Source organism: Shewanella sp. MBTL60-007 (assembly GCF_019654915.1).
Taxonomy (GTDB): domain Bacteria; phylum Pseudomonadota; class Gammaproteobacteria; order Enterobacterales; family Shewanellaceae; genus Shewanella.
In genome coordinates, this window is the sequence record NZ_BPET01000070.1 from 1 (window position 1) to 25,933 (window position 25,933).

20 protein-coding genes are annotated in these 25,933 nt (G+C 45.7%); 8 read left to right on the forward strand and 12 right to left on the reverse strand.

What is annotated here, in order from left to right:
* The 3 genes from K5Q92_RS20940 to K5Q92_RS20950 all read left to right on the forward strand — a co-directional run.
* Positions 1-1,473: lytic polysaccharide monooxygenase (locus K5Q92_RS20940; protein WP_220770809.1), on the forward strand; the 1,473-nt coding region annotated here is incomplete at its 5' end.
* Between the two features lie 197 nt (positions 1,474-1,670).
* Positions 1,671-4,319, forward strand: coding sequence for a M66 family metalloprotease (locus tag K5Q92_RS20945; protein WP_220770810.1), 2,649 nt, complete (start codon positions 1,671-1,673; stop codon positions 4,317-4,319).
* A 187-nt stretch (positions 4,320-4,506) separates the two neighbouring features.
* Positions 4,507-5,373 carry a PA4780 family RIO1-like protein kinase gene (locus K5Q92_RS20950; protein ID WP_220770811.1) on the forward strand — a complete coding sequence of 289 codons (867 nt, stop codon included), beginning with the start codon at positions 4,507-4,509 and terminating at the stop codon, positions 5,371-5,373.
* A 93-nt stretch (positions 5,374-5,466) separates the two neighbouring features.
* Here the strand turns inward: K5Q92_RS20950 and K5Q92_RS20955 are convergent, their stop codons facing one another.
* The 6 genes from K5Q92_RS20955 to K5Q92_RS20980 all read right to left on the reverse strand — a co-directional run bounded on the left by K5Q92_RS20955 (position 5,467) and on the right by K5Q92_RS20980 (position 13,442).
* Entirely contained in the window at positions 5,467-6,018 is a 552-nt protein-coding gene (locus tag K5Q92_RS20955) for a redoxin domain-containing protein (protein WP_220770812.1), read from the reverse strand.
* Between the two features lie 156 nt (positions 6,019-6,174).
* Positions 6,175-6,600 carry a DUF3010 family protein gene (locus tag K5Q92_RS20960; RefSeq protein WP_220770813.1) on the reverse strand — a complete coding sequence of 142 codons (426 nt, stop codon included), beginning with the start codon at positions 6,598-6,600 and terminating at the stop codon, positions 6,175-6,177.
* Between the two features lie 86 nt (positions 6,601-6,686).
* Complete coding sequence (locus tag K5Q92_RS20965; RefSeq protein WP_220770814.1) at positions 6,687-8,423, reverse strand: hypothetical protein; 1,737 nt, start codon at positions 8,421-8,423, stop codon at positions 6,687-6,689.
* Between the two features lie 681 nt (positions 8,424-9,104).
* Positions 9,105-9,866, reverse strand: coding sequence for a phosphoadenylyl-sulfate reductase (locus K5Q92_RS20970; protein ID WP_220770815.1), 762 nt, complete (start codon positions 9,864-9,866; stop codon positions 9,105-9,107).
* The gene (cysI, locus tag K5Q92_RS20975; RefSeq protein ID WP_220770816.1) at positions 9,859-11,556 is read right to left on the reverse strand and encodes an assimilatory sulfite reductase (NADPH) hemoprotein subunit; all 1,698 of its coding nucleotides are present in this window, start codon (positions 11,554-11,556) and stop codon (positions 9,859-9,861) included. Before cysI ends, K5Q92_RS20970 begins: the two co-directional genes overlap by 8 nt.
* An 89-nt stretch (positions 11,557-11,645) precedes the next feature.
* Positions 11,646-13,442: an assimilatory sulfite reductase (NADPH) flavoprotein subunit gene (locus tag K5Q92_RS20980; RefSeq protein WP_220770817.1), complete on the reverse strand. Its 1,797-nt coding sequence runs from the start codon at positions 13,440-13,442 to the stop codon at positions 11,646-11,648.
* Between the two features lie 344 nt (positions 13,443-13,786).
* On the opposite strand from K5Q92_RS20980, the gene K5Q92_RS20985 reads away from it, so the two are divergent.
* The 4 genes from K5Q92_RS20985 to K5Q92_RS21000 all read left to right on the forward strand — a co-directional run bounded on the left by K5Q92_RS20985 (position 13,787) and on the right by K5Q92_RS21000 (position 18,187).
* Complete coding sequence (locus tag K5Q92_RS20985; protein ID WP_220770818.1) at positions 13,787-14,965, forward strand: Re/Si-specific NAD(P)(+) transhydrogenase subunit alpha; 1,179 nt, start codon at positions 13,787-13,789, stop codon at positions 14,963-14,965.
* Positions 14,965-15,240, forward strand: coding sequence for an NAD(P) transhydrogenase subunit alpha (locus K5Q92_RS20990; RefSeq protein ID WP_012153916.1), 276 nt, complete (start codon positions 14,965-14,967; stop codon positions 15,238-15,240). The genes K5Q92_RS20985 and K5Q92_RS20990 overlap by 1 nt, the downstream gene beginning before the upstream one ends.
* A 6-nt stretch (positions 15,241-15,246) precedes the next feature.
* The gene (locus tag K5Q92_RS20995; RefSeq protein WP_220770819.1) at positions 15,247-16,629 is read left to right on the forward strand and encodes an NAD(P)(+) transhydrogenase (Re/Si-specific) subunit beta; all 1,383 of its coding nucleotides are present in this window, start codon (positions 15,247-15,249) and stop codon (positions 16,627-16,629) included.
* A gap of 160 nt (positions 16,630-16,789) precedes the next feature.
* A complete protein-coding gene (locus tag K5Q92_RS21000) occupies positions 16,790-18,187 on the forward strand; it encodes a MipA/OmpV family protein (RefSeq protein ID WP_220770820.1) in 1,398 nt (465 codons plus the stop codon).
* 67 nt (positions 18,188-18,254) lie between these two features.
* Here K5Q92_RS21000 and K5Q92_RS21005 read toward each other — a convergent pair whose 3' ends face one another.
* The 5 genes from K5Q92_RS21005 to hldE form a co-directional block, all read right to left on the reverse strand.
* The gene (locus tag K5Q92_RS21005) at positions 18,255-19,337 is read right to left on the reverse strand and encodes a rhomboid family intramembrane serine protease (protein ID WP_220770821.1); all 1,083 of its coding nucleotides are present in this window, start codon (positions 19,335-19,337) and stop codon (positions 18,255-18,257) included.
* Positions 19,338-19,346: 9 nt separating this feature from the next.
* On the reverse strand, positions 19,347-19,940 hold the full coding sequence (locus K5Q92_RS21010) for a hypothetical protein (protein WP_220770822.1): 594 nt from the start codon (positions 19,938-19,940) through the stop codon (positions 19,347-19,349).
* A 240-nt stretch (positions 19,941-20,180) separates the two neighbouring features.
* Positions 20,181-20,660 carry a TetR family transcriptional regulator gene (locus K5Q92_RS21015; protein WP_220770823.1) on the reverse strand — a complete coding sequence of 160 codons (480 nt, stop codon included), beginning with the start codon at positions 20,658-20,660 and terminating at the stop codon, positions 20,181-20,183.
* A 129-nt stretch (positions 20,661-20,789) separates the two neighbouring features.
* Positions 20,790-21,620 (reverse strand): hypothetical protein, encoded by an 831-nt coding sequence (locus K5Q92_RS21020; protein ID WP_259649658.1) that lies wholly within the window; start codon positions 21,618-21,620, stop codon positions 20,790-20,792.
* A gap of 119 nt (positions 21,621-21,739) precedes the next feature.
* Complete coding sequence (hldE, locus tag K5Q92_RS21025) at positions 21,740-23,170, reverse strand: bifunctional D-glycero-beta-D-manno-heptose-7-phosphate kinase/D-glycero-beta-D-manno-heptose 1-phosphate adenylyltransferase HldE (RefSeq protein ID WP_220770825.1); 1,431 nt, start codon at positions 23,168-23,170, stop codon at positions 21,740-21,742.
* A gap of 100 nt (positions 23,171-23,270) precedes the next feature.
* Between hldE and K5Q92_RS21030 the strand changes: the two genes are divergently transcribed.
* Positions 23,271-24,197 carry an LpxL/LpxP family Kdo(2)-lipid IV(A) lauroyl/palmitoleoyl acyltransferase gene (locus K5Q92_RS21030; RefSeq protein WP_220770826.1) on the forward strand — a complete coding sequence of 309 codons (927 nt, stop codon included), beginning with the start codon at positions 23,271-23,273 and terminating at the stop codon, positions 24,195-24,197.
* A gap of 227 nt (positions 24,198-24,424) precedes the next feature.
* Here the strand turns inward: K5Q92_RS21030 and K5Q92_RS21035 are convergent, their stop codons facing one another.
* The gene (locus tag K5Q92_RS21035) at positions 24,425-25,537 is read right to left on the reverse strand and encodes a hypothetical protein (RefSeq protein WP_220770827.1); all 1,113 of its coding nucleotides are present in this window, start codon (positions 25,535-25,537) and stop codon (positions 24,425-24,427) included.
* Between the last annotated feature and the right edge of the window lie 396 nt (positions 25,538-25,933).

Here is a 25,933-nt window from a genome sequence, read left to right on the forward strand (position 1 = left end):
ACCATAACCTCTGCATTAATGATGTTATCCAGTTCACCAGTACAAGCTCATGGCTGGTCTGAATATCCAGCTGCAAGACAACAAGTTTGTTATAACGAGGGGAATATTTGGAGTGGCACACCACCAACTCAAGGTTGTGCGCAAGCAAAAGCTATTTCGGGTACTTACCCTTTTGTACAGCGCAATGAGTTTTCGATTAATGTTCCTGATTATAACAATATTCAGACAGTCAAAAATGCAATCCCTGATGGGACATTGTGCTACGCCAATGATCCGCAAAAGCGAGGAATGGGAACCGCAACAGACCAATGGACACGTACATCAGTAAATGCGGGAACATTTGAATACGTATTCAATGCAACAGCACCTCATAATCCATCATTCTGGCAGTTTTACCTGACTAAACCTGATGCTGATTTATCAAAAGCACTAGCATGGGGCGATCTTGAGCTCATTCAAGAAGAGGGTAATATTCCCGTCGTCAATGGCAAATATAAAATGGATGTGACAATTCCAAACGATAGAGTTGGTGAAGCCATTTTATTCGTGCGTTGGCAGCGTGCCGATCCCGTTGGTGAAGGTTTTTATAACTGTAGCGACATTAACATAGTCAATGACGATGTTGTGGTTCCTCCAGTTGACCCAACACCCGATCCTGTTGGCCCTTATTTAGTACAGGGCAGCAGCTTTATCCCACAATCTGTTGAGTTAAACTCTGCCACTGTGGGCGATACCGTGCACTACAAAGTATTCAACAAAAATGGAGAGGAGCACTCTTCATTTTCTATCAATATCAACGCTGATAATCAGAACGATTGGGATCGATTATTAGCTTCAAAAGTAAATGGTTGGTATGAATCAAACCATCAAGGCAATGTGTTCATAGGCCGCTGGCATGAAGAAATGAACCACTATATGTATTTTAAAAATGACCTGCATGGTAATTACTTCAACTCAAAAGATTCACGCGCTTCAGGTGAATTCAGCATTACAACTGAAACCAACCCGATTACTGCAGTTATTTCACCAAACGTGCTAAGGCCACTAGATAACGCCACAGTCATACATGGTGACCATGTCATACTGCAACATAATGAAAGTGAAGGTGAATCAATCGACGTGCAATGGCTGCAAACAAGTGGTACGCCATTACAAACAACTTTAGGCCCGAACAATGAACTGATCATTGAGACAGCAGATATTCCTGAAACACGACAGGAATTCACCTTCAAATTAGTCATTAGTAATTCAGACGCAACAGATGAAGAAGTTTATTCATTCGCGGTTGTTCCAGCGACAACAGAACCTGAAACACCAGTTGAACCTAGTGAGCCAGAAGTCAGTACGTGGAATGTAGACCAAGTGTATCGAGCAAATGATGTCGTCACCCATAACGGTAAAACTTGGACTGCCCATTGGGAAACCCGAGGTGAAGAACCAGGTACCACTGGACAGTGGGGAGTTTGGCGATAACAAGTTTGCACTCTCACATGCAATGGGCAAACTCGTTAAATAGTCTGGCAAGAATATGAGTGACAGAAATATGATGAATTACCTCTGTCGCTAATTCACTTGCACTTTATTGAAATGATAGACGGCGCTTGCTGTCTATCATTTTTAAACAACGGTTTTGCCCTTTTATTCGATGACACTTCATAAAAGGACTAACAATGTTACCTAAATCACCTACGACACTTTCTTCAAATAGCTTTTACGTTCCCCCCCGAACCAATCATGTAAAGAACGCCTACCTTGCCACTATCGTTGCAACTGTTTTAACCTCAGCAGCAACCTATACAACAACGGTTACCGCTGATGAGTTACCATCAGCAACCTCTGCACTTGTCTTTAATAATAATGACTTCCCCAGTGACTTAGAGGGAAGCTTAGCGGCGTCAGTCTCCTTTGCTCAAAGCCAGATTATCCCATCAAAGCATGGCGTTGAAGGCGATATCCAGCCACACCTTACCGCTCAGCGTGCCTCGCTACTAATGGTCAAACCCAAACAAACCGACCTAAATACAGCGATACCAATGCATGTGACAGCCATTGATAAGCAAGGCCGTAATCTTGGAACTATGGAGCTCAATCCTCCAACTCAATTGCCAACTACCGTGTACGCTATAGGGGATGTATTACCAAGCGACATTGACTTCACGCCAATTTCTGGCAGCTCTGCAGTACTAAATACATCAACAGCAATAAATCAGCTTAATGATCCTGACGCAGCACTGTTATTAACCACGCTCGAGTCAAATGATCTAGTCGAAATCAACACAGCTGATTATATTTGGACCAAAAATATCTATTTACCCAACGACGACGCATTAAGTGGGAAAGTGGTTAAAATTAGCTCCAAAGCAGGTTACGCATCAACAATACACTACGGTGATCGTTCAGCCTCTATATCCCGCCACCAATCGCTAACATTTAAATGCATCAATGGTCAGTGGTTCCAAGAAAGTGATTTAATAAACAATAAGCTAATCTATGCTGAAAACACTTGGAGCCTCAAAATTCCTGCAAACTGGATCCAACCAGGATTCAAAATGCAATTCAGTCATGGAGAGCTATCAGGTGAGTTAACCGGTGTCAAAGTGGGTGCACCGTCAGAGTTACTATTGCACACCATTGATATCGGTATGTTGACAGCACCTCGTGGCGAATTTGACTTTGCTATTGATCCCACAGCTCAGCGAGAGTACTTCCAAACTCTTCCTGTTAGCCGCATGACAGTAAGCCAGTATGAAACTATTTACTTACCCGAAGTCATGCTTCCAGACGGCACATTGCTCACAGATTTCGATCCTAGCACTGGCGACTGGCACAGCGGAACAATGCGCCAAAGAATAGGCAAAGAGCTGATTTCTATTGGTATTAATAATGCTAACTATGGCATAAATAGCAGTGCTGGCGTAGGAGTAGATGCCCATCCCTACTCGGTTTCTCAGTTAACTGCCCATAATAATCGCGGGAATTATGAGAACGGTATTGTCACCCATGGCGGCTCTGGTGGCGGCGGCATAGTTACACTCGATTCCTCTTTAGGAAATGAGTTCAGTCACGAAGTTGGCCACAACTTCGGTATTGGCCATTATCCCGGTGGCTTTAATGGTTCAATTCACCGTCAAGCTGACGCAATCAATTCCACCTGGGGGTGGGATAGCGATTTGAATAAGTTCATCCCTAATATGTATAGCAAAATAAGTGATGAAAGTGCTTGTCGAAATGGTGAATGCCAAGCGCCTTTTGAAGGGAGAAAGTACGGTTCAGACGCCATGGCTGGCGGTAAGCCCATGTCAGCAACCAACCGTTTTACGCTCTACACGCCCTACACGGCAGCTCATATCCAACAAAATCTAGAGTCAAAAGCCGTATTTTCAAGTGATTCAGCAACAGGTTTCAAGCTTTGGGATGCAGACACACAAACAATGAAACCCTATCAGCATAGGGTCACCGATGGCGAGCAAATTAATGCATCGATAAGCGAGCTTTCAGAACAATACCTTAGCGAATTAGTTAACCAATATGACCAAGTGACGATTGCAATGTCTAATGGTAATTGGGCCAAGTACATTGATGTACCTAGAGCATCTGCAAGCAACAGCGGGAAAACGATTACCTTCAATCACAGGGCTGGTTACGATAGTCACCTTAATATTAATGATGACAGCTTTATCATCTCTACTGGATTCCAAACGTCATACACTTCAAATGGTGTCACTTGGAATGAATCTAGCGCCCCAGATCTGACGATAGCCAAAGTGCCAACAGCATTTGGAGTGCCAGTAACAACTCTTGTGGGCTATTACGATCCAGAAGGGATTCTGCCTAGCTATATTTACCCTGCATTACATGGCTCATATGGCTTCACTTACAATGATGATAGTGGGCGTATATCTCAAAACAGTTGTCAATTACGAGTAGAAACAAGCAGCGGTCAACAACTAGCCTACAAACTGTCTAATACCCGTCGACATGGAACCACAATGAACAAGTTTCATATCAACATCGCAGAAGATGTTGTTCCACAAAGCGCTACAGTTCGCTGCAATTCAAATTTGTTGGCTTCACGACAAGTAGAGCCGGCAAAAGTAGCTTTGTCACATACAATAAACGGTAGCGACAATACCTACCATAAATGGGGGGAAAATGATCGATTTGGCAACATAGGGGATCTATTTTTATTCGACAACTCTAGGAGCGGTGATAAAGAACTATTTATGCTAACAGGGCTTGGCGATGATCAGCGCTACTGGTACTTCCCTTCTGACAAAGGTAATAACAAGTTCTGGACCTATATTTCTGATATTGATTAATACTACCACCTAAATAAAACCTTCTCTCCTTGGGTGATGAAAATGAGCAGACATAAAACAAGTCACTCAAGGAGACTATTCCCCAAAATAAGCTCAAGTTACGGCTTTCCCCCAATAATTGTCACCTTTTTCCCTGATATTCGCTGAATTCATTCCATCGTCCAAGTAACTGAGGTATAAGAGCGCTATGAAAACCCCAAAACGACTCCAACCTCTGGTTGATGAAGGACTGATTGACGAAGTGATTCGTCCATTAATGAGCGGCAAAGAGGCCGATGTTTATATTGTCAGATGTGGCAACGATATTCGCTGCGCTAAAATTTATAAAGAGGCGCAAAAGCGCAGCTTTAAGAAAGCCGTTGAATATCGCGAAGGACGTAAGAGCCGCAACTCACGCAGGGCCAGAGCCATGGAAAAAGGCTCTAATTATGGCCGCCAAGAGCAGGAACAGGCTTGGCAAAATGCCGAGGTCGATGCCCTGTTTCGCCTAGCCTATGCGGGCGTGCGCGTGCCTAAGCCCTATGGCTGTTTTGATGGTGTACTGCTAATGGAGCTTATCACCGATGAAGCGGGTTATGTTGCGCCAAGACTCAACGATGTAACGCTAACGGCTGAGATGGCTATTGCGCATCATGGGATGGTAATGAAAGATGTCCAGCGAATGCTGTGCGCTGGCATTATTCATGGCGACCTGTCTGAATTTAACGTTTTGCTCGATGATAAAGGGCCGGTCATTATCGATCTGCCCCAAGCCGTTGACGCTGCGGCAAACAATAATGCCAAGCGCATGCTGCTGCGTGACGTAAATAATATGACCCAATATTATGGTCAGTTTGCTCCATCTCTACGCGCTAGCAAATATGCTCAAGAGATGTGGCTCAAATTTGAATCTGGCAAGCTATCACCAGAATCAGAGCTAACAGGGCAGTTTGTCGAAACTGAGCATAGCGCCGATATTGATGCAGTATTAGCCGAGATCCAAGCTGCTTTCGAGGAGGAGCAAGAACGTAAGGCTCGTATACAATCATCGCCAGAGGATGAGTTCCAGTATTAGCAAGCTAATCAACTAATATTTAAAGACAAAAAAAGCCCTGCAATGTATCACTGCAGGGCTTTTTAGTATCGTTAGCTTATCGAGTAACGCCGCCTATTTATCGGAGTTCACTACATCGTTTGCTTTCTCAATATTCAGCTCTTCTAAGGTCGCCGCAATATCTTCAGCAGCAGTTTTGTTATTGATATCTTCATCAATCTTTAAGATCTTGCCATCTTTACCTATGTAAAAAGTCACACGACTGGCAACTCGAACAAAGTTCAGTACATCGTAGGCTTTAGCGGTTTCTTTACTCGGATCACTGAGCATAGGAAAGTCCGCTTTCTGCTCACGAGCGAAGGCTTGGTTATCCTCAAGATCATCCACACTGGCCATCATATACACGGCGTTGTACTCGCGAATAAGGTGACCTTTCTCGACCAAGGACTTACATTCCAAAGTGCAGCCGTGGGTGTTAGCCATAGGGTACCAAGCCAGCACTAAGGTTTGCTTACCTCTGTAGTCACTAAGTTGATAAAAGTGACCATCGGTCGCTTGTAGCTTAAAGTCTGGTGCCATATCGCCGACCTTCAGATCCGTCGCCAGCGCGCTTAACGGCAGGAGTAATAATGCGATAAACCCAAGTTTTGAAAGCTGTTTAATCATAGTCTTGTCCCTTATTTAAATAGTCTTGCTCCTCTTAAAAATGGAGGAGTGCTCCCTGTGCTTATTTATAGCTGTTACGATCTATCTTAATCCCTTCCCAGCTATATGCCAGCTCCTGGTTAAGGATTGCTTCGCTTATCACTGGAATTGAGCGTATTACTCGCTTAAGCACTCAAAGGCTAGGTCATAGGCTTTACCTAAATCGACCGTCTTAGGTTTAAGTGGCTTGAGTTCACTGCAGCGTTTATCTGTAGCTCGCAATGTCGCTGGGTGAATAAACTCAACCTCCTGCGCGACACTGGCTAAAATAGCCCCTTCCATTAGGAAGGTTCCTGCTCCTCCGGCGCCTTGCCCTGTAGTTGCACGGCGGTTCAAGACCAGCTTAGAGACATTATGCTCGATTAAGTACGCCTTTAGCTGTGCAACAAACTCACGAGTCTCTGCCTGACTGGGATTTTTAACTAGGCTGAATTTATTTGTCTTAGGCGCAATCACTCGATGAGCGCTTCTGCTACCCGCTAAAGTAACCAACCTAACCTCATTCGCTTTTAAAAAGCACCCACTGACTAGCTGCTCAGCCATCTTAACTCCGAAGTATCACCAAAATAATAAAACGCCAACCTTCACTGGCTGGCGTATTGTCGTGACTGAATTATGCCATGCTCGGCTTATTCAGTTGAGCGAGAGTTTGATAGAGAGTCGACTTCGAAGCCTTTTTGATCAATATTGAGACTCATCTTGACTCGCATATCATAACCTTTTATCGCCTCTAGCCCTTCAGGAACGGGCTCACCCGTTAGCTCGATAAAGGTTAGCAGTGGCTTAAACATCTTCATGTAATCAGCTGACACCACCATCAAGCCATTATTGACCAGCGGTTCGGTCGCTAAGCTATTGGCAACAGCTTCCCCCTTATTACCTGCAAATAAGACTAAGTGGTTACCTTTTACCGCCATTTTGGCCTTGATCTTCATCTCTGGTGGCATAGGAATAATAGTGCTGAGATCAATCGCGTCACCATTGGCAGACAACTGAACATTGGCCAACTCAGGTGCAAACGGCTTCACCATATTAAATAACATGCTGGGGTTTTCTGCTGAGAGCGTCATAACGGCATCTAAGCTCTCTAGCTGTGGATTATCTATGTCATCACTGATCTTATAATCGATAAGCGAGATACCAACGCCTCTGACACCATTCGCCATGCCAGTAAACATGCCTAGCATACCGGGACTCTGCTGGCTCATTTGAGCCTGCATCCGGGCCAATGGAGCACACTGATATTCTGGGGTTAACATATCATCCCAGATCGCAGTCAATGACGGCACCATTTGGTTTATATCGATACCCACACCTAAGGTAAATACGCTATTTTCAATATCTTGTGTATAGGCAGGAATATAACCACGCAGTTTTTGATAAGCATCGAGTAACACTTGGTTCTTACTCTCAACCACGGCTCTAAAACCAATCTTGCTCTCTTTATCGTTAATATCCAGCAGGTCGTATCCCGCAACCGTTCGCGGCCAGTTATCGGCAATAGTTGAAAGTTCTAACTGGCATGCTGGAGTTTTCAGCTCGGCAAAAGGATCCTCTTTGCTCATTTCAAATAACTTTGAAAGCTGCCCCGCGAGCTGATTGCCATCAGTACTGGTTAACGCCGTCACAATCTCTTTGTGATTGATGTAACTAATCCCTTCATTGGTAAAGCCATGTTTGTTGATAATGTCTTCGATGATGTGGGCATCGACAATAGAGTTATCAACTGGTGTCACCCCGAGAGCGGTTTCAAGTAGAGCGGCTTCACTAAAAGAGGTGCTTAGTGTAGAGATAAGCAGACCATCATGTACCGCAAACACCCAGTTTATCTGTTCTTGCTCGGTATCATCGGTCAAGCGATAACTACGGTAATCCACACCTTTCAAGTTGGCCTTGGTATGGGAGAACCCACTTTCGGCTTCCGCTTTATCGAGCAGTGACCAGAAGGCATCGGGATTTTCGATTTCGACTTTGACCACAGGCAAGGCGCCGAGTGTATAAAAGTAGCTACGGATATTTTCAGCCAAGCCGAATGTCTGAATAAAGCTGCTACCATCCTTCATCGATGTCATATAGGACTTCATCAGGCTGACAAAGAATTTAGCCCTAGGATCATTTTCTTGTTCAAGCTCTTGTTCAAGCTCATCAAACACATCCACAGGATATTGTCTGTAGGCTTCAGATAACGAATTGATATAGGACTTAACAGGGAAAGGTTGTAGCTGTGCGGAAAAAATTGGGGTGTCAGCAGGGATATAGCCTAATACTGGGTCCTCACTGGCCGAGATCTGTGTTGACTGCTGGCTATACCAATATCCACCAGCACCTGCAGCGACAACCACTGCGGCAATAAGCATCTTATTCATTCAAAACTCCATTTGATATTTCAATTATTCCGATAGAAAACATGACAACCTTAATCCGCCATACTACATCATTGTTTATGTCTTATACCAATCGGCTCAAGCAAACTGTTATCCAAATGATTAATGGATATTAGCAATTAAGTTAGGAATTAAAGTAGCGGGAGACAATAACGGGGGAGCTTGCTCTAAAACGTGAAAACCCCAGCCAGCCCTACATAGCAGGGCTGGCTGGGGAAACAACTCGCTTGATTAAGCAGGCGCTAGCAAGCCAATCAAAGCACTCAAATTAGCGCCCCTTGGCGTCATAACTCGAGCTTGGTTTATCTGGTTACTGACGGCTCTGCCTGCAATTTTTAGCTGATTTTGATGCCTAGTATTTAAGCCTAACATCCAATCAGTGGAAGACTAAATTTTGCGTGACCCAATCTAGGTCGATACAGAACAGTTTCCTAAAACCATCTACGGGAACCTAAAACTATAGACCAAAAAAATACCTGTGTATAACCTTGTTAGTAAAAATGTACAAAATTTAATAAAAATTAATACTAAAGAATTAAATTTTATTAATAACAAAAGCTTACAACCATATTATTTTGCATACAATATTACAGTACACCCTCTCAAAGTGGTACATATGTACCACTTAACTCTGAGCTAGCGCAAACCTCTATTAAAACGAAATCAAATATCGTAATGCAGCCCGCATTCACGCTTTAGACCGTTAAAGCGGGTCTCCTCTTCACTCATTCCGAGCTCCAGTGGTTTACTGGAATGAGTGTCACCCACAGAAACATAACCTTGGTCCCACAGAGGATGGTAAGGCAGTTCAAACTCGGTTAAGTACTCGTGAACCTGCTTGTTGCTCCAATCGATAATAGGCAAGATCTTATAGCGCTGACCATGAATCGCTAAAATAGGCAGAGCCTCTCGGGTGCTCGATTGCGAGCGCCTCAGTCCCGCAAACCAAGTGGCTACCTCTTGCTCGGCTAAAGCTCGCTGCATCGGCTCAACCTTATTGAGCTGGTTATATTTATCCAAACCATCTAAGTCTTGCTCCCACAACTTACCAAATCGCGCTTCTTGCCAAGCGGCGCTGAAAGGTGATGAGTACACCTTCAAGTTAAGCTTTAACCTTTCGGCCAACTCATCGATAAACTGATAAGTTTCACTAAACAGATAACCCGTATCGGTGAGCAGAACAGGAATATCAGCTTTTTCGCTGCTCACCATATGCAGCATCACCGCAGCCTGGATCCCAAAACTGGATGAGAGGGCGTGATTTCCCGGTAGATATTCCAGTGCCCAACGCACTCGCTCCACTGGAGTGAGTGCATCAAGAAAATCGTTCACCCGTGCCAGTTCAGCTTGCTGCTCAACTTTAGGCGCACTCAATAATGCCTTGAGCGCATCGGCGGAAATCACCGAATCGACAGTATTAGCCATGAAAATCCTTAGCCGCATCGAGTACAGCCGTAACTACACCGCTACGTACGGTATAGTTACCAAAAGTTTCACCCACTTGGCGCTCAGCGACATATTGAGCAAATAGAGCATCGAGCTCAGCCAAGATCTCCGCTTCTTGAATATTCTCACGATAGAGCTTATTCAAACGTGTCCCCTCAAAGCTGGCTCCCAGATAAAGGTTATAGCGACCCGGCGCCTTACCAACTAGGCCAATTTCGGCCGCAAAAGGTCGAGCACAACCATTAGGGCAGCCTGTCATGCGAATAACGATGCCTTGATCGAGAAAGCCGTGTTTTTCCTGTAGCCCTTCTACCTTAGTGAGAAAGTCTGGGAAGTAACGCTCAGCTTCTGCCATGGCTAGAGCACAGGTTGGTAGTGCCACACAGGCAATAGAGTGACCACGGGTCTCGGTGATAAGCTTGCCGAGTAAACCATGCTGTCTTGCTAAGCCTTCTATCTGTTCTTTATCTTCACTCGGCACACCCGCAATAATGATATTCTGGTTGGAGGTCATGCGAAAATCGCCTTTATGCACCTTGGCAATCTCACGCAGACCCGTTTGCAATGGCTGATCTGGTAAGTCTTTTACGCGGCCGCCCTCGATAAACAAAGTTAAGTGCCAGTTATCATCAACGCCCTGCTTCCAGCCATAACGGTCACCGCGATCGCCAATCACCACATCACGCTTTGGCTCAAACTTAATGCCTGTGCGCGCTTCAACCTCAGCTTTAAACTTATCGAAACCATGTTTAACTATGGTGTATTTCAAACGCGATAGTTTACGATTTTCACGGTTACCCCAGTCACGCTGGATCGTCATTACCGCTTCAGCAAACTTCAAGGTATCTTCGGCCTTGATATAACCAAAGTCATCAGCTAAACGCGGGAAAGTCGCTACTTCACCATGAGTAGAGCCCATGCCACCACCAGCAACCATATTAAAGCCAATCAGCTCATCGCCTTCGGCCACGGCAATAAAGCCCAGATCATTGGTGTAAACGTCAACGTCGTTATCTGGCGGTACTGCCACAGCCATCTTAAATTTACGTGGCAGATAGGTCTTACCGTAAACAGGCTCCACCTCATCCCCTTCGGTGGTCACTAGCTTCTCATCGTCTAACCAGATCTCCGCGTAAGCTTTAGTGTGGGGCAACATGTTGTCAGACAACTGCTTGGCATAAGCGTAAGCCTGTTGATGTAGCTTTGACTCAACAGGATTAGGGTTACACATCACGTTACGGTTCACATCACCACACGCTGCGATCGAGTCCAGTGCCTCTCGGTCGAGATCTTGAATGATGGTCTTCAAATTACGCTTGGGAATACCGTGATATTGGAATGTCTGACGCGTAGTAAGGCGAATGCTGTTAGAACTTGTCAGGTTCGATGCGATCTTATCCACCGCCAACCACTGCTCGGGTGAACATACGCCACCCGCCACACGTGCGCGCAACATAAAACTATATAAAGGCTCTAGTTTTTGCTCTTTACGCTCGTTACGCAGGTCACGGTCATCTTGTTGATAGAAGCCGTGAAACTTGATCAACTGCTGATCGCCTTCGCTAAATGCCCCCGTAACCGCCGTATCTAAGCCTTCTTGGATAGTACCGCGCAGATAATCACTGTCGGTTTTTAAATATTCATTTACTGCTAACTTCTGCTCACTCATGGCAAGGTACTCTCTTAAATTCTTCTCTGCACTCGCGCTAGTTAACCCTAGCGTCGCTCATCATTGCTTTACTCGTTTAAAGCTAAGTCTTAGTAGACGTCTTTTTGATAACGCTTAGCGGCTCTTAACGCTTCTACATATTCGGCTGCTTGTTCTTGAGTTTTGTTGCCGTACTTAACGACCACATCGAGCAGCGCTTGGTGGACATCTTTGGCCATACGTTCGGCGTCACCACAGATATAGAAATGTGCACCAGACTCTAACCACTGCCACAGTGCCTCGCCTTGCTCGGCGATCTTGTGCTGCACATAGACTTTATGCTCTTGATCACGAGAGAAGGCTAAGTCGATACGAGATAGCTCGCCACTTTGTAAGTACTGCTGCCACTCGGTTTGGTAAAGGAAGTCTTGCTCAAAATGAGGATTACCGAAGAACAACCAAGTGTTGCCTTGTGCGCCTTGGGCTGAACGTTCCTGCATAAAGGATCTAAACGGTGCCACGCCTGTACCTGGCCCCACCATGATCACTGGCGTCTCAGGGTTTTCTGGTAGGCGGAAGTGGTTATTAGGCTCCACATAAACCTGCACCTCTTGACCCTCAGCGGCAGTCGCTAAGAACTGAGAGGCACCGCCAAAGCGAGTGACACCGTCACGAGCCTCTTCAACCAGTGCCACGGTCAAGTGCACCTCAGACTCGACTTCTGCCTGACTCGATGCAATAGAGTAGAGTCTTGGAGTAATTCCGCGCAGCAAGGCAACAAACTGCTCTGCAGTCACCTTAGCCGGATACTGGCGAACTAAGTCAGCAACTTGATTGTTATTCACATACTCGCGGGTCAGGGCTTTATCGGCGCTGATCGCCAATAGCTCGGCATTTTGACTCAACTCAGCCCAGCCTGTGACTAAACCAGGGTAGAGCTGTGTCAGCTCTTTCTTATTGATTAGCGCTTCACGCAGGCTCAAGTTATCACTGCCAACAGCAACAGATTCACCGCCATCAAGTGCTAGCACTTCAAGCAGCTCAGCAACTAACGCTTGTGAATTGGTAAACCACACACCTAAGGCATCACCCGCTTGATATTGAATGCCAGACTCGCCCAGTTCGATCTCCACGTGGCGAATGTCTCTGTCTGAATCACGGCCAGTCAGTTTCTGGCTAACGAGTAGTTCGGCGGTATAAGGCTTTTGCTTAGTGTAATTAGCGCTAGAGATCTGAGAGCTAGCGATAGAGACCACACTGGCACCAGCGCTCTGCACTAAGGGCTTAACCGCTTCTAGCACATCCGCTTGCCACTGCTCGGCTTGCGCTTGATAGTCGACATCGCACTCAACCAGAGGCGCAATGGACTTAGCACCTAATGCATTAAGACGAGCCTCGAAGTCTTTACCGGTTTGACAGAAAAACTCATAACTTGAATCACCCAAAGCCAACACTGAGTAATTAAGGTTATCCAGTTTTGGAGCGCGTTTAGAGCTTAAAAACTTGTGCAGCTCGATAGCATCATCCGGCGCCTCGCCTTCGCCATGGGTACTGACAACCAATAGCAGCAAGCTCTCCTGCTTTAGCTGTCGTGTCTTGTAATCGCCCATAGAAACAAGATTGACGGCATAACCTTGTGCCTGCGCCTTCTCGGCAAGCTCGTTAGCGATACCGCGACCATTGCCGGTTTGGCTACCATAAAGAATGGTGATGGTTTGTTCGGCTCCGGCTTGAGAGCCAACATAAGCCTGAGGCAACCCCGCCACGCCCTGCTCAGATGTTGCAGCAAGATAGCCGCTAACCCAAGCAAGTTGCACGGCATTCAGCTCTGCAGTGAGCTGCTTTAACTTGTCCACTTGGCCAGAAGATAGCGGCGAAGCGAGTGATGAAAGCTCTTTTAACAACATAGAAACGGCCCTGTATCAGTTTAATGCTGCTCAGCTTAGCCCCTCCTCAAATATTAAAAAAAGAATAAAAGATAATTTTTAATTCGATTTAGGAATATACAAAGTTCAAAAATTAAGCTACAAAAGTAAGTGGTAACTCAAGTAGTGCTTATGTAATAGAGATTGCTAGTGCAAACTTCTATTTAAAAGTGTGGCTTAGCGCAAACTTTTCAGTCTGACCAGCTCAGAAAACAGGATATTGAAAAATATACGCTTGTGTCTAAATCTAGAGTCGCCACAATAAGCACCCTAACCAACAATCGACATCAATCCCTACGAATGTCCTAACAGAGAGGTTTACCTTTGTGAAGCTAGGTCTACCCAAAGAGAGTTATGCTAGTGAAAGTCGCGTCGCGATTATTCCAGCCAATGTGACTCGACTACTTAAAATTAATCTACAAGTTCTTGTTGAAAGTGGCGCTGGTAGTAATGCTGGTTTTACCGATGAAGACTATATTCAGGCAGGCGCAACCATAGTGTCTCGTGAACAGATCTTCAGCGATGCGGACATCATTACCCTAGTGAACGCCAAAGATGAGCAACTTAACGAAATAAAGTCCAAGCTTAAACCGCAGCAAATCGTGATCGGCATGATGGATCCACTGGCGCATCCAGAACATGCGCAAACCTTTGCTGAAACGGGTGCTACGGCGATTGCCCTTGAACTTGTACCTAGGATCACTCGTGCTCAAAGCATGGATATCCTCTCCTCTATGGCGACTATCGCTGGCTATAAGGCGGTATTACTCGCAGCCCATAAGGCACCACGTTTATTCCCTATGATGATGACAGCTGCAGGCACCTTAAAACCTGCTCGCGCCTTTATCATGGGTGTGGGTGTTGCCGGACTACAAGCCTGTGCAACCGCTAAGCGTTTAGGCGCTGTGGTTGAAGCTTACGATATTCGTCCAGCAGCTCGCGAGCAGATCATCTCTGTTGGTGCCAAGCCCGTTGAACTTGACCTAGAAGCGGAAAACACCGAAACCAAGGGTGGCTATGCTGCAGAGCAATCTGATGACTTCCTCAAGCGTCAGCAACAAGCGATGGCGAACGTGCTTGCCCAGCAAGATATTGTGATCACCACTGCAGCCATTCCAGGCCGTAAGGCACCAATCCTTATCACCAAGGAAATGGTCGATGGTATGAAGAGCGGCACTATTATTGTCGATCTTGCGGCTGAAACAGGTGGTAACTGTGAGCTAACCGAACTCGATAAAGAGGTGGTCTACAAGGGTGTAACCATTCTTGGCCCATCAAATGTGCCGGGAACTGCGGCAAATCATGCCAGCCAGATGTATGGCACGAACATCGAAAACTTGCTTAAGTTACTCGTCAGCAAAGAGGGCGAACTTAATCTCGACTTTGACGATGAGATCATTAGAGACACGGTTGTTGCCCATAAAGGTGAAGTCGTGAGCACACGTTTACGCGAGCTTTTAGGCCTAGCTGCGCTCGAAGCCGAAACCTCATCGGAGGCTAAATAATGGAAATTCTACTGTTACTGACCCTATTCGTGGTTGCTGTGTTCTTAGGTGTGGAGATGATCACTAAGGTACCACCGACTCTGCACACACCTTTGATGTCAGGTTCAAATGCGATCTCAGGGATCTCGCTTGTGGGCGCGCTGTTATCTGCGGGCTCTGGCGCAGGTATTTGGGTCAATGTATTAGGCTTTATTGCCGTGGTACTTGCCACTATCAACGTTGTGGGCGGTTACATGGTAACCAACCGCATGCTAGCCATGTTTAAAAGGAAATAAGCCACTATGAGTACGACGATTATTTACCTCGCCTACTTGGTGGCTGCGAGTTTATTTATTCTAGGGATCAAGGGGCTAACTAAGCCCCGTACTGCCGTGCGCGGTAACCAACTGTCCGCGCTCGGTATGTTTATTGCTGTGGTTGTGACCCTGCTCGATCAAAACATTTTAAGCTATGAATGGATCATTGCAGGTGTGCTACTCGGTGGCACAATTGGTGCTGTCATGGCTACCAAGATCCAAGTCACCTCGATGCCTCAGATGGTTGCCATGCTAAACGGCTTCGGTGGTGGTGCGTCACTATTTATCGCACTAGCTAACTTTATCGATCCACAGTCTGCAACCCATACCGTTGCCTTGGTTTCGATTACAGCCACAGTGATCATTGGTGCCGTGACCCTCTCTGGCTCGTTTATCGCTTTCGCTAAGCTGCAGGAGCTAATCTCGGGTAACCCCATTAAGGTACCGGGTAATAAGCTACTTAACGCGCTACTGCTTATCACAGCAATTGGCCTTGCGATTGCCATTGTGATGGATCCTAGCAATATCAACCTTATCTACGCCTTAGTGGCCGTATCTTTGGTGCTAGGTTTACTACTTGTAGTACCAATCGGTGGCGCCGACATGCCAGTGGTTATCGCGCTGCTAAACTCCTACTCGGGTATTGCGGCGGCGACCACAGGTTTCATTACTGGTAACACGGTATTGATTGTATCGGGCTCACTCGTTGGCGCATCGGGGATCATCCTGACACAGATCATGTGTAAGGCGATGAACCGTTCACTGTTTAACGTGCTATTTGGCGTGATGGCCGAAGGCGGCGAAACGGTCGATGCAGACGAAGTCTATGCCGGTAAAGTGACCTCATCTTCACCTGAAGAGGTGGCTATGCTACTCGAAACAGCCGAACGCGTTGTGATAGTGCCAGGCTATGGTTTAGCCATGGCGCAGGCGCAGCATGCCGTGCGTGAGCTAGCTTCTGTAATGGAAGCACGTGGTACCCAAGTACTCTATGCAATTCATCCTGTTGCTGGTCGTATGCCAGGTCATATGAACGTTTTGTTAGCCGAAGCGGAAGTGCCTTATGAGCAGCTCATTGAGATGGATGAGATCAACCCACAGTTTGAGCAAACGGATGTGGCGATTGTTATCGGTGCCAATGACGTAACCAACCCTATGGCTCGTGAAGATAAGGGCAGCCCAATCTACGGTATGCCAATTCTAAACGTCGACAAGGCAAAAACCGTGGTTGTGGTTAAGCGTTCATTGAGCCCAGGCTTTGCAGGATTACCTAACCCACTATTCGCACTCGATAACTCCTTGATGTTATTTGGCGACGGTAAGAAGGCGATTGTTGAGCTAACCCAAAGCTTAAAAGAAGCGGATTAAGATTAGCTCTTAACCCCCTCTACACTAAAAGGCCGCTATTGCGGCCTTTGTTTTAACCCATTATTTAAGTTCTATTTAACCAATTCTTGTTAAAATTATGTAATTCATGGTTAAAAACCTCTATTCTTGTTCTCAGTACCCTGCGCTAAAAGAAAATAATATGACCCTAAAAATGCTTTCAACACTGTCTCTTAGCCTTGTGTTATTCGCTCCTTTTTCAGCTCTGCAAGCGGCTGACAACAGTGAGCAAGCTTCTAAAATGCCACCACCTCCCGTGCAGCTAGGTGAAGATCTCAGCAAAGAACAGCAACAAGCAAACATTCAGTGGAGTGATAACTGGGGCATAGGCATTGGTATGCGACGCGGCGATATTCCCTACGCCACCGAAGAAGATGAGGTCTATGACACCCTGCCGCTAATCTACTTTGAGAATGACTATTTCTATATCAATGGCATGGAAGCGGCGGGACATATCTGGAAAAACGACAACCATCAGATCAACCTCTACACTCGCTTTCGCTTTGTTGATATTCCCAAAGAACTACAAAATGAATCACAGTCACAAGCCTTTGATTTTGGTCTACAGTACCGCTTTGTCAAAGATGACTGGGATTTTGATTTAGCCTTTCTCTCGGACTCCAATAAACGCAGCTACGGTTACAGCCGTACCCAATACACTTGGGGATCTGGTGATTGGCTCCTCAAGCCTTATGCCGAGTTTCAATGGAAAAGCGCCGACTTTAATGACTATTACTATGGTTTAGAGCAGTACGAAGTCGGTGGCGGCATAGCCTTTAATGCTGGCGTAAAAGCACGTTACCATGTGTACAGTAACTTATATCTACTAGGTCAATTCGGTGTGGGCCGTCTCGAAGACGATGTCTATAACTTGCCGACCATTGACAACCGCTTTCAGTATGAGTCCTTCTTCGGCTTCGGCTTCTTTCCTGAGCCTAACTCCAAGAAATACTCGGCGCAGCCTGCACCAACTCAACGCAAAGAGGGCAGCGAGTTTATTCGTATCGCCCACGGCTGGGCAACACCGTCAAACCTCAATGCTATCTTGAAATGGCAAACCAAGACTGACCCATACAATAACCAGATGACTTCGGCGTTTTACGGTACCCAGCTCACCGATAGTCTGTTTAACTTCCCTATCGATCTGTACCTGACACCCGGCCTAGTTTGGCACCATAGTTCAGAGGTGCAAGACGATTTAGCCGAGGCGGTGATTGCAGTGAAGGCGTTTTACACCTTCGAGCTTGGGCCACGCTTTAGACTCGGTGTTGCAGAAGGTTTGTCTTACGTCAGCAACGTCACTTATATCGAAGGTAGCGAGCTGGATCAGAAGAACTATAAGCCCTCTAAGCTACTTAACTACTTAGACTTTTCACTCGACGTCAATGTGGGCGATGTCTTTAATTCAGCCAAGTTTGATAACATGTGGTTTGGTTACAGCATTCACCACAGATCGGGGATCTTCGAGTCCAGTTCTGCCTTTGGCCGTATTAGCGGCGGCAGTAACTATCAGACCGTATACCTGCAGTGGCACTTTTAATCTGATAAAAAGCAAAAAGGCCGCAATTGCGGCCTTTTTAATCACTAATACTAACCCGCTATTTTAACTAACGCGCCACTTTAAGTTCTTGCGAATTAAGCATGGCAAGAATAGGGTTGGCTTGCATCACTTTACTTTTCAGAGCTAAACCTATCGCTAAGCCTGCAACAAAGCCTGCAATATGCGCCCAGTAAGCCACACCACCGCCACCTATGTAGGCGCCAACCAAGTTCATGATTAACCAAATTGCAAAAAATGCCATTGGCGATAGTTTTTTCTGATACACAATAAACATAAAGGTCAAACTTGCATGCCTAAACCAAAGTAAATACATACCAAATAGACCTGCAATAGCACCACTTGCACCTACCATATAGATAGAAGAGTTCGGCTCAGAAATAATGTGCCCTGCTGCCGCGGCAAAACCACAAATCAAATACAGCCCCAAGAAACGACTATGACCAAGCGCATCTTCAAGGTTATCGCCAACCACATACAAGAAGTACATATTACCGATTAAATGCATCCAGCCCCCATGCATAAACATGTGACTGACTAAACCAGAAATATTTTGCCCCTGCATTAAATCAACTGGCTTAAGCGCAAAGGTTTCGTAAATCCACTCAGTCGCGTTAGGTTGTAGCACGGTAGCTAAAAAAATCAGCGTATTAATCGCAATTAAACTATAGGTAACCCAAGGTGTTGTCTTAGGTTTTAAGTTGTACTCCGCAGGCATCTGCATCAAAAATTGGAATAGCCATGTCTTTACACTTACTTTTTGATCCAGTTGCTCCAAAGCTGATTGAATTTGCGGTGACTGCACCACTTTTTCACGCTCATGGTCGTCAATCCAGACACCTGTACAAGTGATACAGAAATCCACCTCTACCTGAAAATTATCCATCAAATGATATTGATGTAAGCGTGTTTCACAATGGCTACACTTTCTCTGTGACATGCCTTTATGGGCACCCAGCTCACTCTCAATACCCACGTTATCATTGCCATTATCTGCCACCGACAAAGCAGCATTTAACTCACCGCTATCGAACCAGATCCCGCCACAATCAGTACAGCTGTCCACCTCTTGACCATGGAAATAAAACACGCGCATCTTGTCGCTAGCGCATCCCGGACATTTCATACTCATCAATCTTCCCTATTCGACAGTTATGCCATTCTGTTTCAATTCTAATGCTAGAGCTTGAAAATCTTTCTCGAGCTTAGGCATGGTTTCCATACTCATTTTTTGAGTTAACTCTCTTAGCTGTTTAGCCCCATACTTTGCACCATAAAACCTCCCCTCTATTTTGCTCACAATATCTTCTGAAGCATTATAAAAACGCCGAGTTTCGGTGAGGATGCTGGTAGGGGTTTCAAGCGCATTAGGAGAGTAACGCATATTCTCCCAAACAAACGTACCAATATTTGGTCGTATATGTTTAAGAGCATTCGGGTTGCCTGAGCCTTTTGTTAACGTGTCAGCATAAGCTTCAAGCATATCAATATTATCCCGCACTTCATCATACAAAGCGTGGCGCAAATAATAGTTATTTTGCTTATTGCTTAACTCATCGAATTTAATAGCCTGACTAAGACCTTCTTGAGCGGCTAAGTAAACGCCAACAACGGTGGCAATGATCATAAAGATCTGACTAACCCAAAAGCTGGTTTTGACCAACTCCTGGTTATCTAGTTTGGGGAAACGCTTCACCTGCTCTGCTGCGGGTGGCGTTTTAGTGGGAACTTCCATTTCCTATTCGACTCCTTTTATTGCTACACAACATTCCTTCATGGAAAATTAGCGACAACATCAAATGAATGAGTTGCCTTGGTGATAAACCAACAGTTTTAACTAATTGATAGTATCAGCCAATCCAAAGGAGAAGTTTACAGCGATAAAAGGTGAGTTTCTAGAGTTATACACTTGTTAAGATGAAAGCATAAGTAAACTAGCGTCATTTAGGTATATCATTTCAGTTAAAGGTATCCCTCAACCTAAAACGTCACCTTCAACCACACCACATAGTACAAGCGCACTTTGACCAACTAAGGCGTTAACCAATAAACGACCTTGATCTCCCATTTTTTGGAAAGCGGTTTCACTGGCTAAAGAGATTGCTTGGTAACGATTAAGATTGACTTGCTGTGAGCCACACAAAGAAAAGAATAAGCGAATAATGGCCCTAAAGTTGGCCTGAGTTAATGACTCTTTCCAAGTGCTTTGTAATGACTGTACCGACGAAAAATCTAAACGTTCAATAAAAATGTCAGCAATTCGGTTATCTAAACGAGTTAAAAAATCAACTTTACGTGGGAAGTGATGACTAATTCCAGTGCGGCTAATGCCCGTTGCATCAGACAAGGTTGAATACGACATGGAATCATAGCCAAGCTCCAAGATCTGTTTCATCGCTTCATCAAGGATCTGCTGTACCGTTTGCTTAGTTTGCACTTTTGAACGCTTGGCCATAACACTACTTTATTGAAATAGACATAGGCCTACTCTAACAAAAGCATTTCATGAATTCCTAAGTCAATGCCTTCTATTCAGCTCTCATTCAGCAAGTCACCAGCTAACACAACTCAGCACTTTATCATTCTATAAATTGTCGGTGTTCATCTGCTGTGAGCTCAGCCACTGCAGTGCGGCGCTCTGCCCCATCACCTTAACCAAGGTCGGCTCAAGGTAGCGCCCCAGTGCAGGCTTTCGCCAATACATATAACCCGGCAATGGCTGCACAGTTCCTGCGCCGAACGTGCGCTGTATCAGGCTAGAGAACTCATCCAATGTGTCCCTATCATGCAGGCGCAGCTTAGGAGATATATCCCCCCAGAACTGCTCGAAATGGGTAAATTGATTTAGCTGCTCAACAGAATAAAGCTCAAACACCTGAGCCAATACGGGTACCGACCAGTGAGACATAAACTCACTATCCGCCATCACCGCCAAGTTGCGCCTATGGTACTGCTGCCAAGCCAGCTCTAAACTCTGAGTCTCACGCGCAATACGCCAGTGTAAATACAGATCCGCCAGCCACTCGTGCTGATAGGGGCTAGTAATCGTTTGTCCTTGGCGGCCTAACGCATCGATAGCATACAGATGCCCAAGTTCATGCCAGTAAGTTAATTGCGACTGTTGCTTTAACGGCAAAGAGAAGTGACCCACGCCCCAGTTGATGGTCTGCTGGGTGGGCAAATTTTTAAAGTCGGTGATCACTACACCAGCAATACCGGCATGACGCAAAGGTAATACCATAGCGCCGCGCTGACCTAACAACTGATTAAATATTTTTAGTTCAGAGGGAAGTTGGTTACGGGCCGAGAGCGGGAGTTTCGAGATGCAAGTTTCAAGCTGATGCAACTCGCAGACAAGGGCTTGTTTAGGTCCGATATCGGTCCATAAGCCACTTGTCTTGTCTAATGCAGTCATATCTATCGCCGTGATGCTTACCCCTGCCAAGTATGTTGCCAGAGTAGCAGATGCAGCAGTCGCGGCGAGCGAGCTTATCATTTTGATTTATAGTCAGTAGTTACGACTAATATCAATGGCTACTGATTCGCCATGATATTTTCAATAATCGCCGTGGTAGAGATGCCATCTTCAAAACCTAAGACTTTAACTAGACCACCCGCGGCCATCACCTCTGCGCCACCGGCTATATCTTCGACCTTATAATCGCCGCCTTTAACCAATAAGTCAGGCAGCAGACGGGCGATAATGCGCTGAGGCGTATCTTCAGTAAAGGGCACCACCCAATCCACCGAGGCCAAACCGGCAAGCACTGCCATGCGTCTATCTTCAGGATTCACCGGACGACCTTCGCCTTTAAGACGTTTAACCGAAGCATCGCTGTTCACCGCCACAATCAGTCTATCGCCCAAGGCTCTAGCCTGCTGCAAATAGCTCACGTGACCTGCATGTAAGATATCAAAACAACCATTAGTCATCACCACGCGTTCACCCCGCAGTCTGGCTTGCTCTAGGGCATACACCAGCTGATCTTCACTCACAGCACCAAAGCCTGATTCACCATGACTTAGGGATAACGCCTCGATAAGTTCGATGCGCGTGACAGTCGAGGTGCCAAGTTTCGCCACCACGATACCCGCAGCAGTGTTAGCAATCGCACAGGCTTGTGGTAATTCACTACCCGCAGCAATCGCTGTGGCTAAGGCAGAGATCACCGTGTCACCAGCGCCTGTCACATCGTAGACTTCACGGGCGACTGTAGGAATATGCAGCTCGGGCTGATCTTTAGTGATTAGCGTCATACCCTTTTCAGAGCGAGTCACCAACATAGCGGTAAAGTCATAAGCCTCAAGCAAGGCTTGAGCTTTAGCCACTAAATCGGCCTCTGACTCCACCTTACCCACAACCACTTCAAACTCGCTCATATTCGGCGTCAATAGGTAGGCGCCGCGATACTTTGAAAAGTCACTTCCCTTAGGATCCACCAGAACCTTCACGCCTTTAGCGTTAGCCGCTTCGATAAAGCTTTGTGGTGAAATAAGTGCGCCTTTGGCGTAGTCAGACAAGACCGCCACATCGACATTATCCAGTTGTGGCAAGCTCTGTGCTAACAGGGCATCACTCTCTGCTTGAGAATAGCTCTCTTCAAAGTCTAAACGCAGCAACTGCTGATTGCGGGACATCACACGTAGCTTAGTGATGGTTGGCTTATCAGCAACCTTGTGCCAATTAGGCTCGACTCCAAGGGTTTGTACGCCTAGGGTTAATGCATCGGCGGTTTCATCAACGCCAACAATACCCGCAAGGCTAGCGCTGCCACCTAAGGTCGCGATATTGATCGCCACGTTAGCCGCACCACCGGGTCTGTCTTCAAGCTGTTCAACCTTAACAACAGGTACAGGCGCCTCTGGTGAGATCCGCGCTGTAGGCCCCGCCCAATAGCGATCTAACATCACGTCACCGACAACGAGAACCTTGGCTTTTTCAAATGCTGGCAGAGAAATCTTCATAACGCCTATATCTATCACAAAATTTAATACTGATTGTACCTAATTCTAATCGCTTTTGAGTTAGAATAATGAGTAATTTTTCAATGGATTCGAGAATTACGTGGTCGAAAAAGCACAATTTTCATCTCACCTTTATCATCCCAAGTACTGGCTCTTATGGTTAGGCGTGGGCTTTATGCGGTTAACTCAGCTGCTACCGCTGCGAATTCAGATGAAAATGGGGGCTACTCTTGGCCGCTTAGCCATGAAGTTAGTCAGCAGTCGCGTCAAGACTGCCAGACGTAATCTAGAGCTATGTTTTCCCGAGATGTCTGAAAATGAGATGCAGCATCTGCTCACACAAAACTTCGAGCAAACTGGTAAAGCCATCTTCGATACCGCAAACGCCTGGTGGTGGTCCGATGAAAAAATTCAGCAGCATATGACCATTAAAGGCAGAGAATATGTCGAGCAGACATTAGAGAGTGGCCAAGGGGTGATCCTGTTTGCGGTACATTGCCTGCCATTAGAGATGGGCGCTCGGATCTTCGGCCAGTTCCAACCCGGTGTTGGCGTCTACCGTCCCCACAACAACCCCTTAATGGAATACCTACAGGTTAAAGGCCGCCTACGTTCAAACAAGGCCTTAGTACCCAAACGCGACTTACGCCAGATGGTACGCAGCCTACGCGAACCTAATGTTATCTGGTATACCGCCGACCAAGACTTTGGCCGCTCAAGTGCCATCTTTATCCCCTTCTTCAATGTCCCCGAAGCCGCCACAATTACCGGTGCCACAACCCTTGCCAGACTAGGCAAAGCTAAGGTATTACCTTTCTTCGTTGAGCGTAATAGTCATGACACCGGCTACAATATTGAGATCCAACCGCCACTAGATAACTTCCCAGGTGAAAATGAGGTTGAAGATGCTAAGCGCGGTAACAAGATTATCGAAGAGATTATTAGCCGTAATATGCCGCAGTATATGTGGTTGCACAGGCGCTTTAAAACCCGCCCTAATAAAGGTGATGCTTCGTTGTATAAATAGTTCTAGGCTCTAGGCTTGAGTATTAGAGGTTCTAGGCTTTAGGTTCTAGGTTCAGGCTGCGCCTGACTAGCGTTGTGAGCTTTCAGTTCACACTCGAGAAAGAGGGGAGCAACAACTTCCCCCCCCCCTCTTGGCCGTTTCTTCCTTAAAGAGCCATCTACATACTTCGGCAACTTCGATCAGGAAAGGGGTTATAACAATCAAATTAAGACTTTGTATTATTTGAATTAAAGATAGCTAATCACCAACGTGAGCGAGGTGTCAATCTTGCCTCCGGTAGTGTTTTCAGTATGTAAGTTACTGCTAAAACTGAGTTGATTGGGGATACTATTTGTTGTTTGAGCATTTAATCTATATCCATCTTTTAGGTCAACAGCATCTCCTTCAATGTCTGTAAAGGTAATATAGGCGCCATCGGCGCAATCATCGTCATCACAGTTATATAGCCGAGTGCCATCGAGACTAATTCTTCCCGGTGATGAAGCGAAAGACAACACTGCACTATTTTTATACTCAGTTAAGGCTGCACCAGAACAATCGGTTAACCAAACATCAAATGGCTTACTAATGACTTCATTACCTCGCGCAATTGCACTGCCAAAATCGATGGTCTTGTTAAATTGAGCCATTGTGCAAAGATGAGCTTCAAGGATGGGGTTAGTAAACACTAAGCTGAATATGTCATATCTCAAGTCAGAATCATTTAACATGGTCGAAAGTTGCATATTGGGCAGTGTATGGGAACCCACCGCTATATCGCCTATACGAACCAGCTCGGCTAAGGGAGAGTAACTTGCTGTTGCAGAGGTATCCCGATAATTAATATTAATAAAGTTATTAAAATTAAATGATGTGGTGTCACATATTTTCGGCTGCCCATCTCGTCGATAGACACGAATACCTATTCCTGAGATACCGGGAATGGCACAAACGGAAGCGTCAAAATTAGGGAAAGGTGCAGGTTGCCATCCAGCAAAAGCATGAGGTCCAATGAACAGACCATCATTAGTATCGCCTGTATCCGCACAATCAAAATTCCATGCTCCACCTTCCATCTCTATTGTGGTTAATACTGAGCCCGGAGTAGCCATCGGGTCAATATTGCTGTTTTGGATCACCGCTCGTAGGTCGAAGTCTGCTCCGGGGCCCAATACGCCGCAACGTGTGTGCCCTGCAGGGTTGGGAACGGAGGGTACGGCATGGGCTTTAAATGTGGTTATAGTTAAGCTGCTGACTAAAAACAGACTTGCCAACACGGAGATGACCTGAAGAACGAGGAGAAGGTTGTTTATCTTTTTACTGCTCGAATTTGAGGTTTTTAAGTTAATTTTCCCTTTCATGACATCACCTTGTTCCCACTTTAGTTTACTCGTAAGCTGGAAGGACAGTAACATTTTAAAATGAACAAGCAGAATTAAAACTTATTATATGCTGTTAAGGATGTTGATAACGGTATTAATAAGGGCTTGTTGGCATTAAACGTTATTGAGCGCTAAACGTAATTGAGCCCCCCTAACATTTGAGATGAGATAAGCGACACAAAAGATTGGAACAAGCATTTTAGTATTAATAACTAATATAGCATTAATAATTAACACCTATTAAATCCACTTTACCCATAAGAATTATTCTTGAGCTTTAATTTTAAACTTTAATTAAACGGAGGCATTAACCCTTTTATTATAAGTTAGTGATACAAACTCGATACGCTCCCGACATCTCAGCTTTGTCAAGCT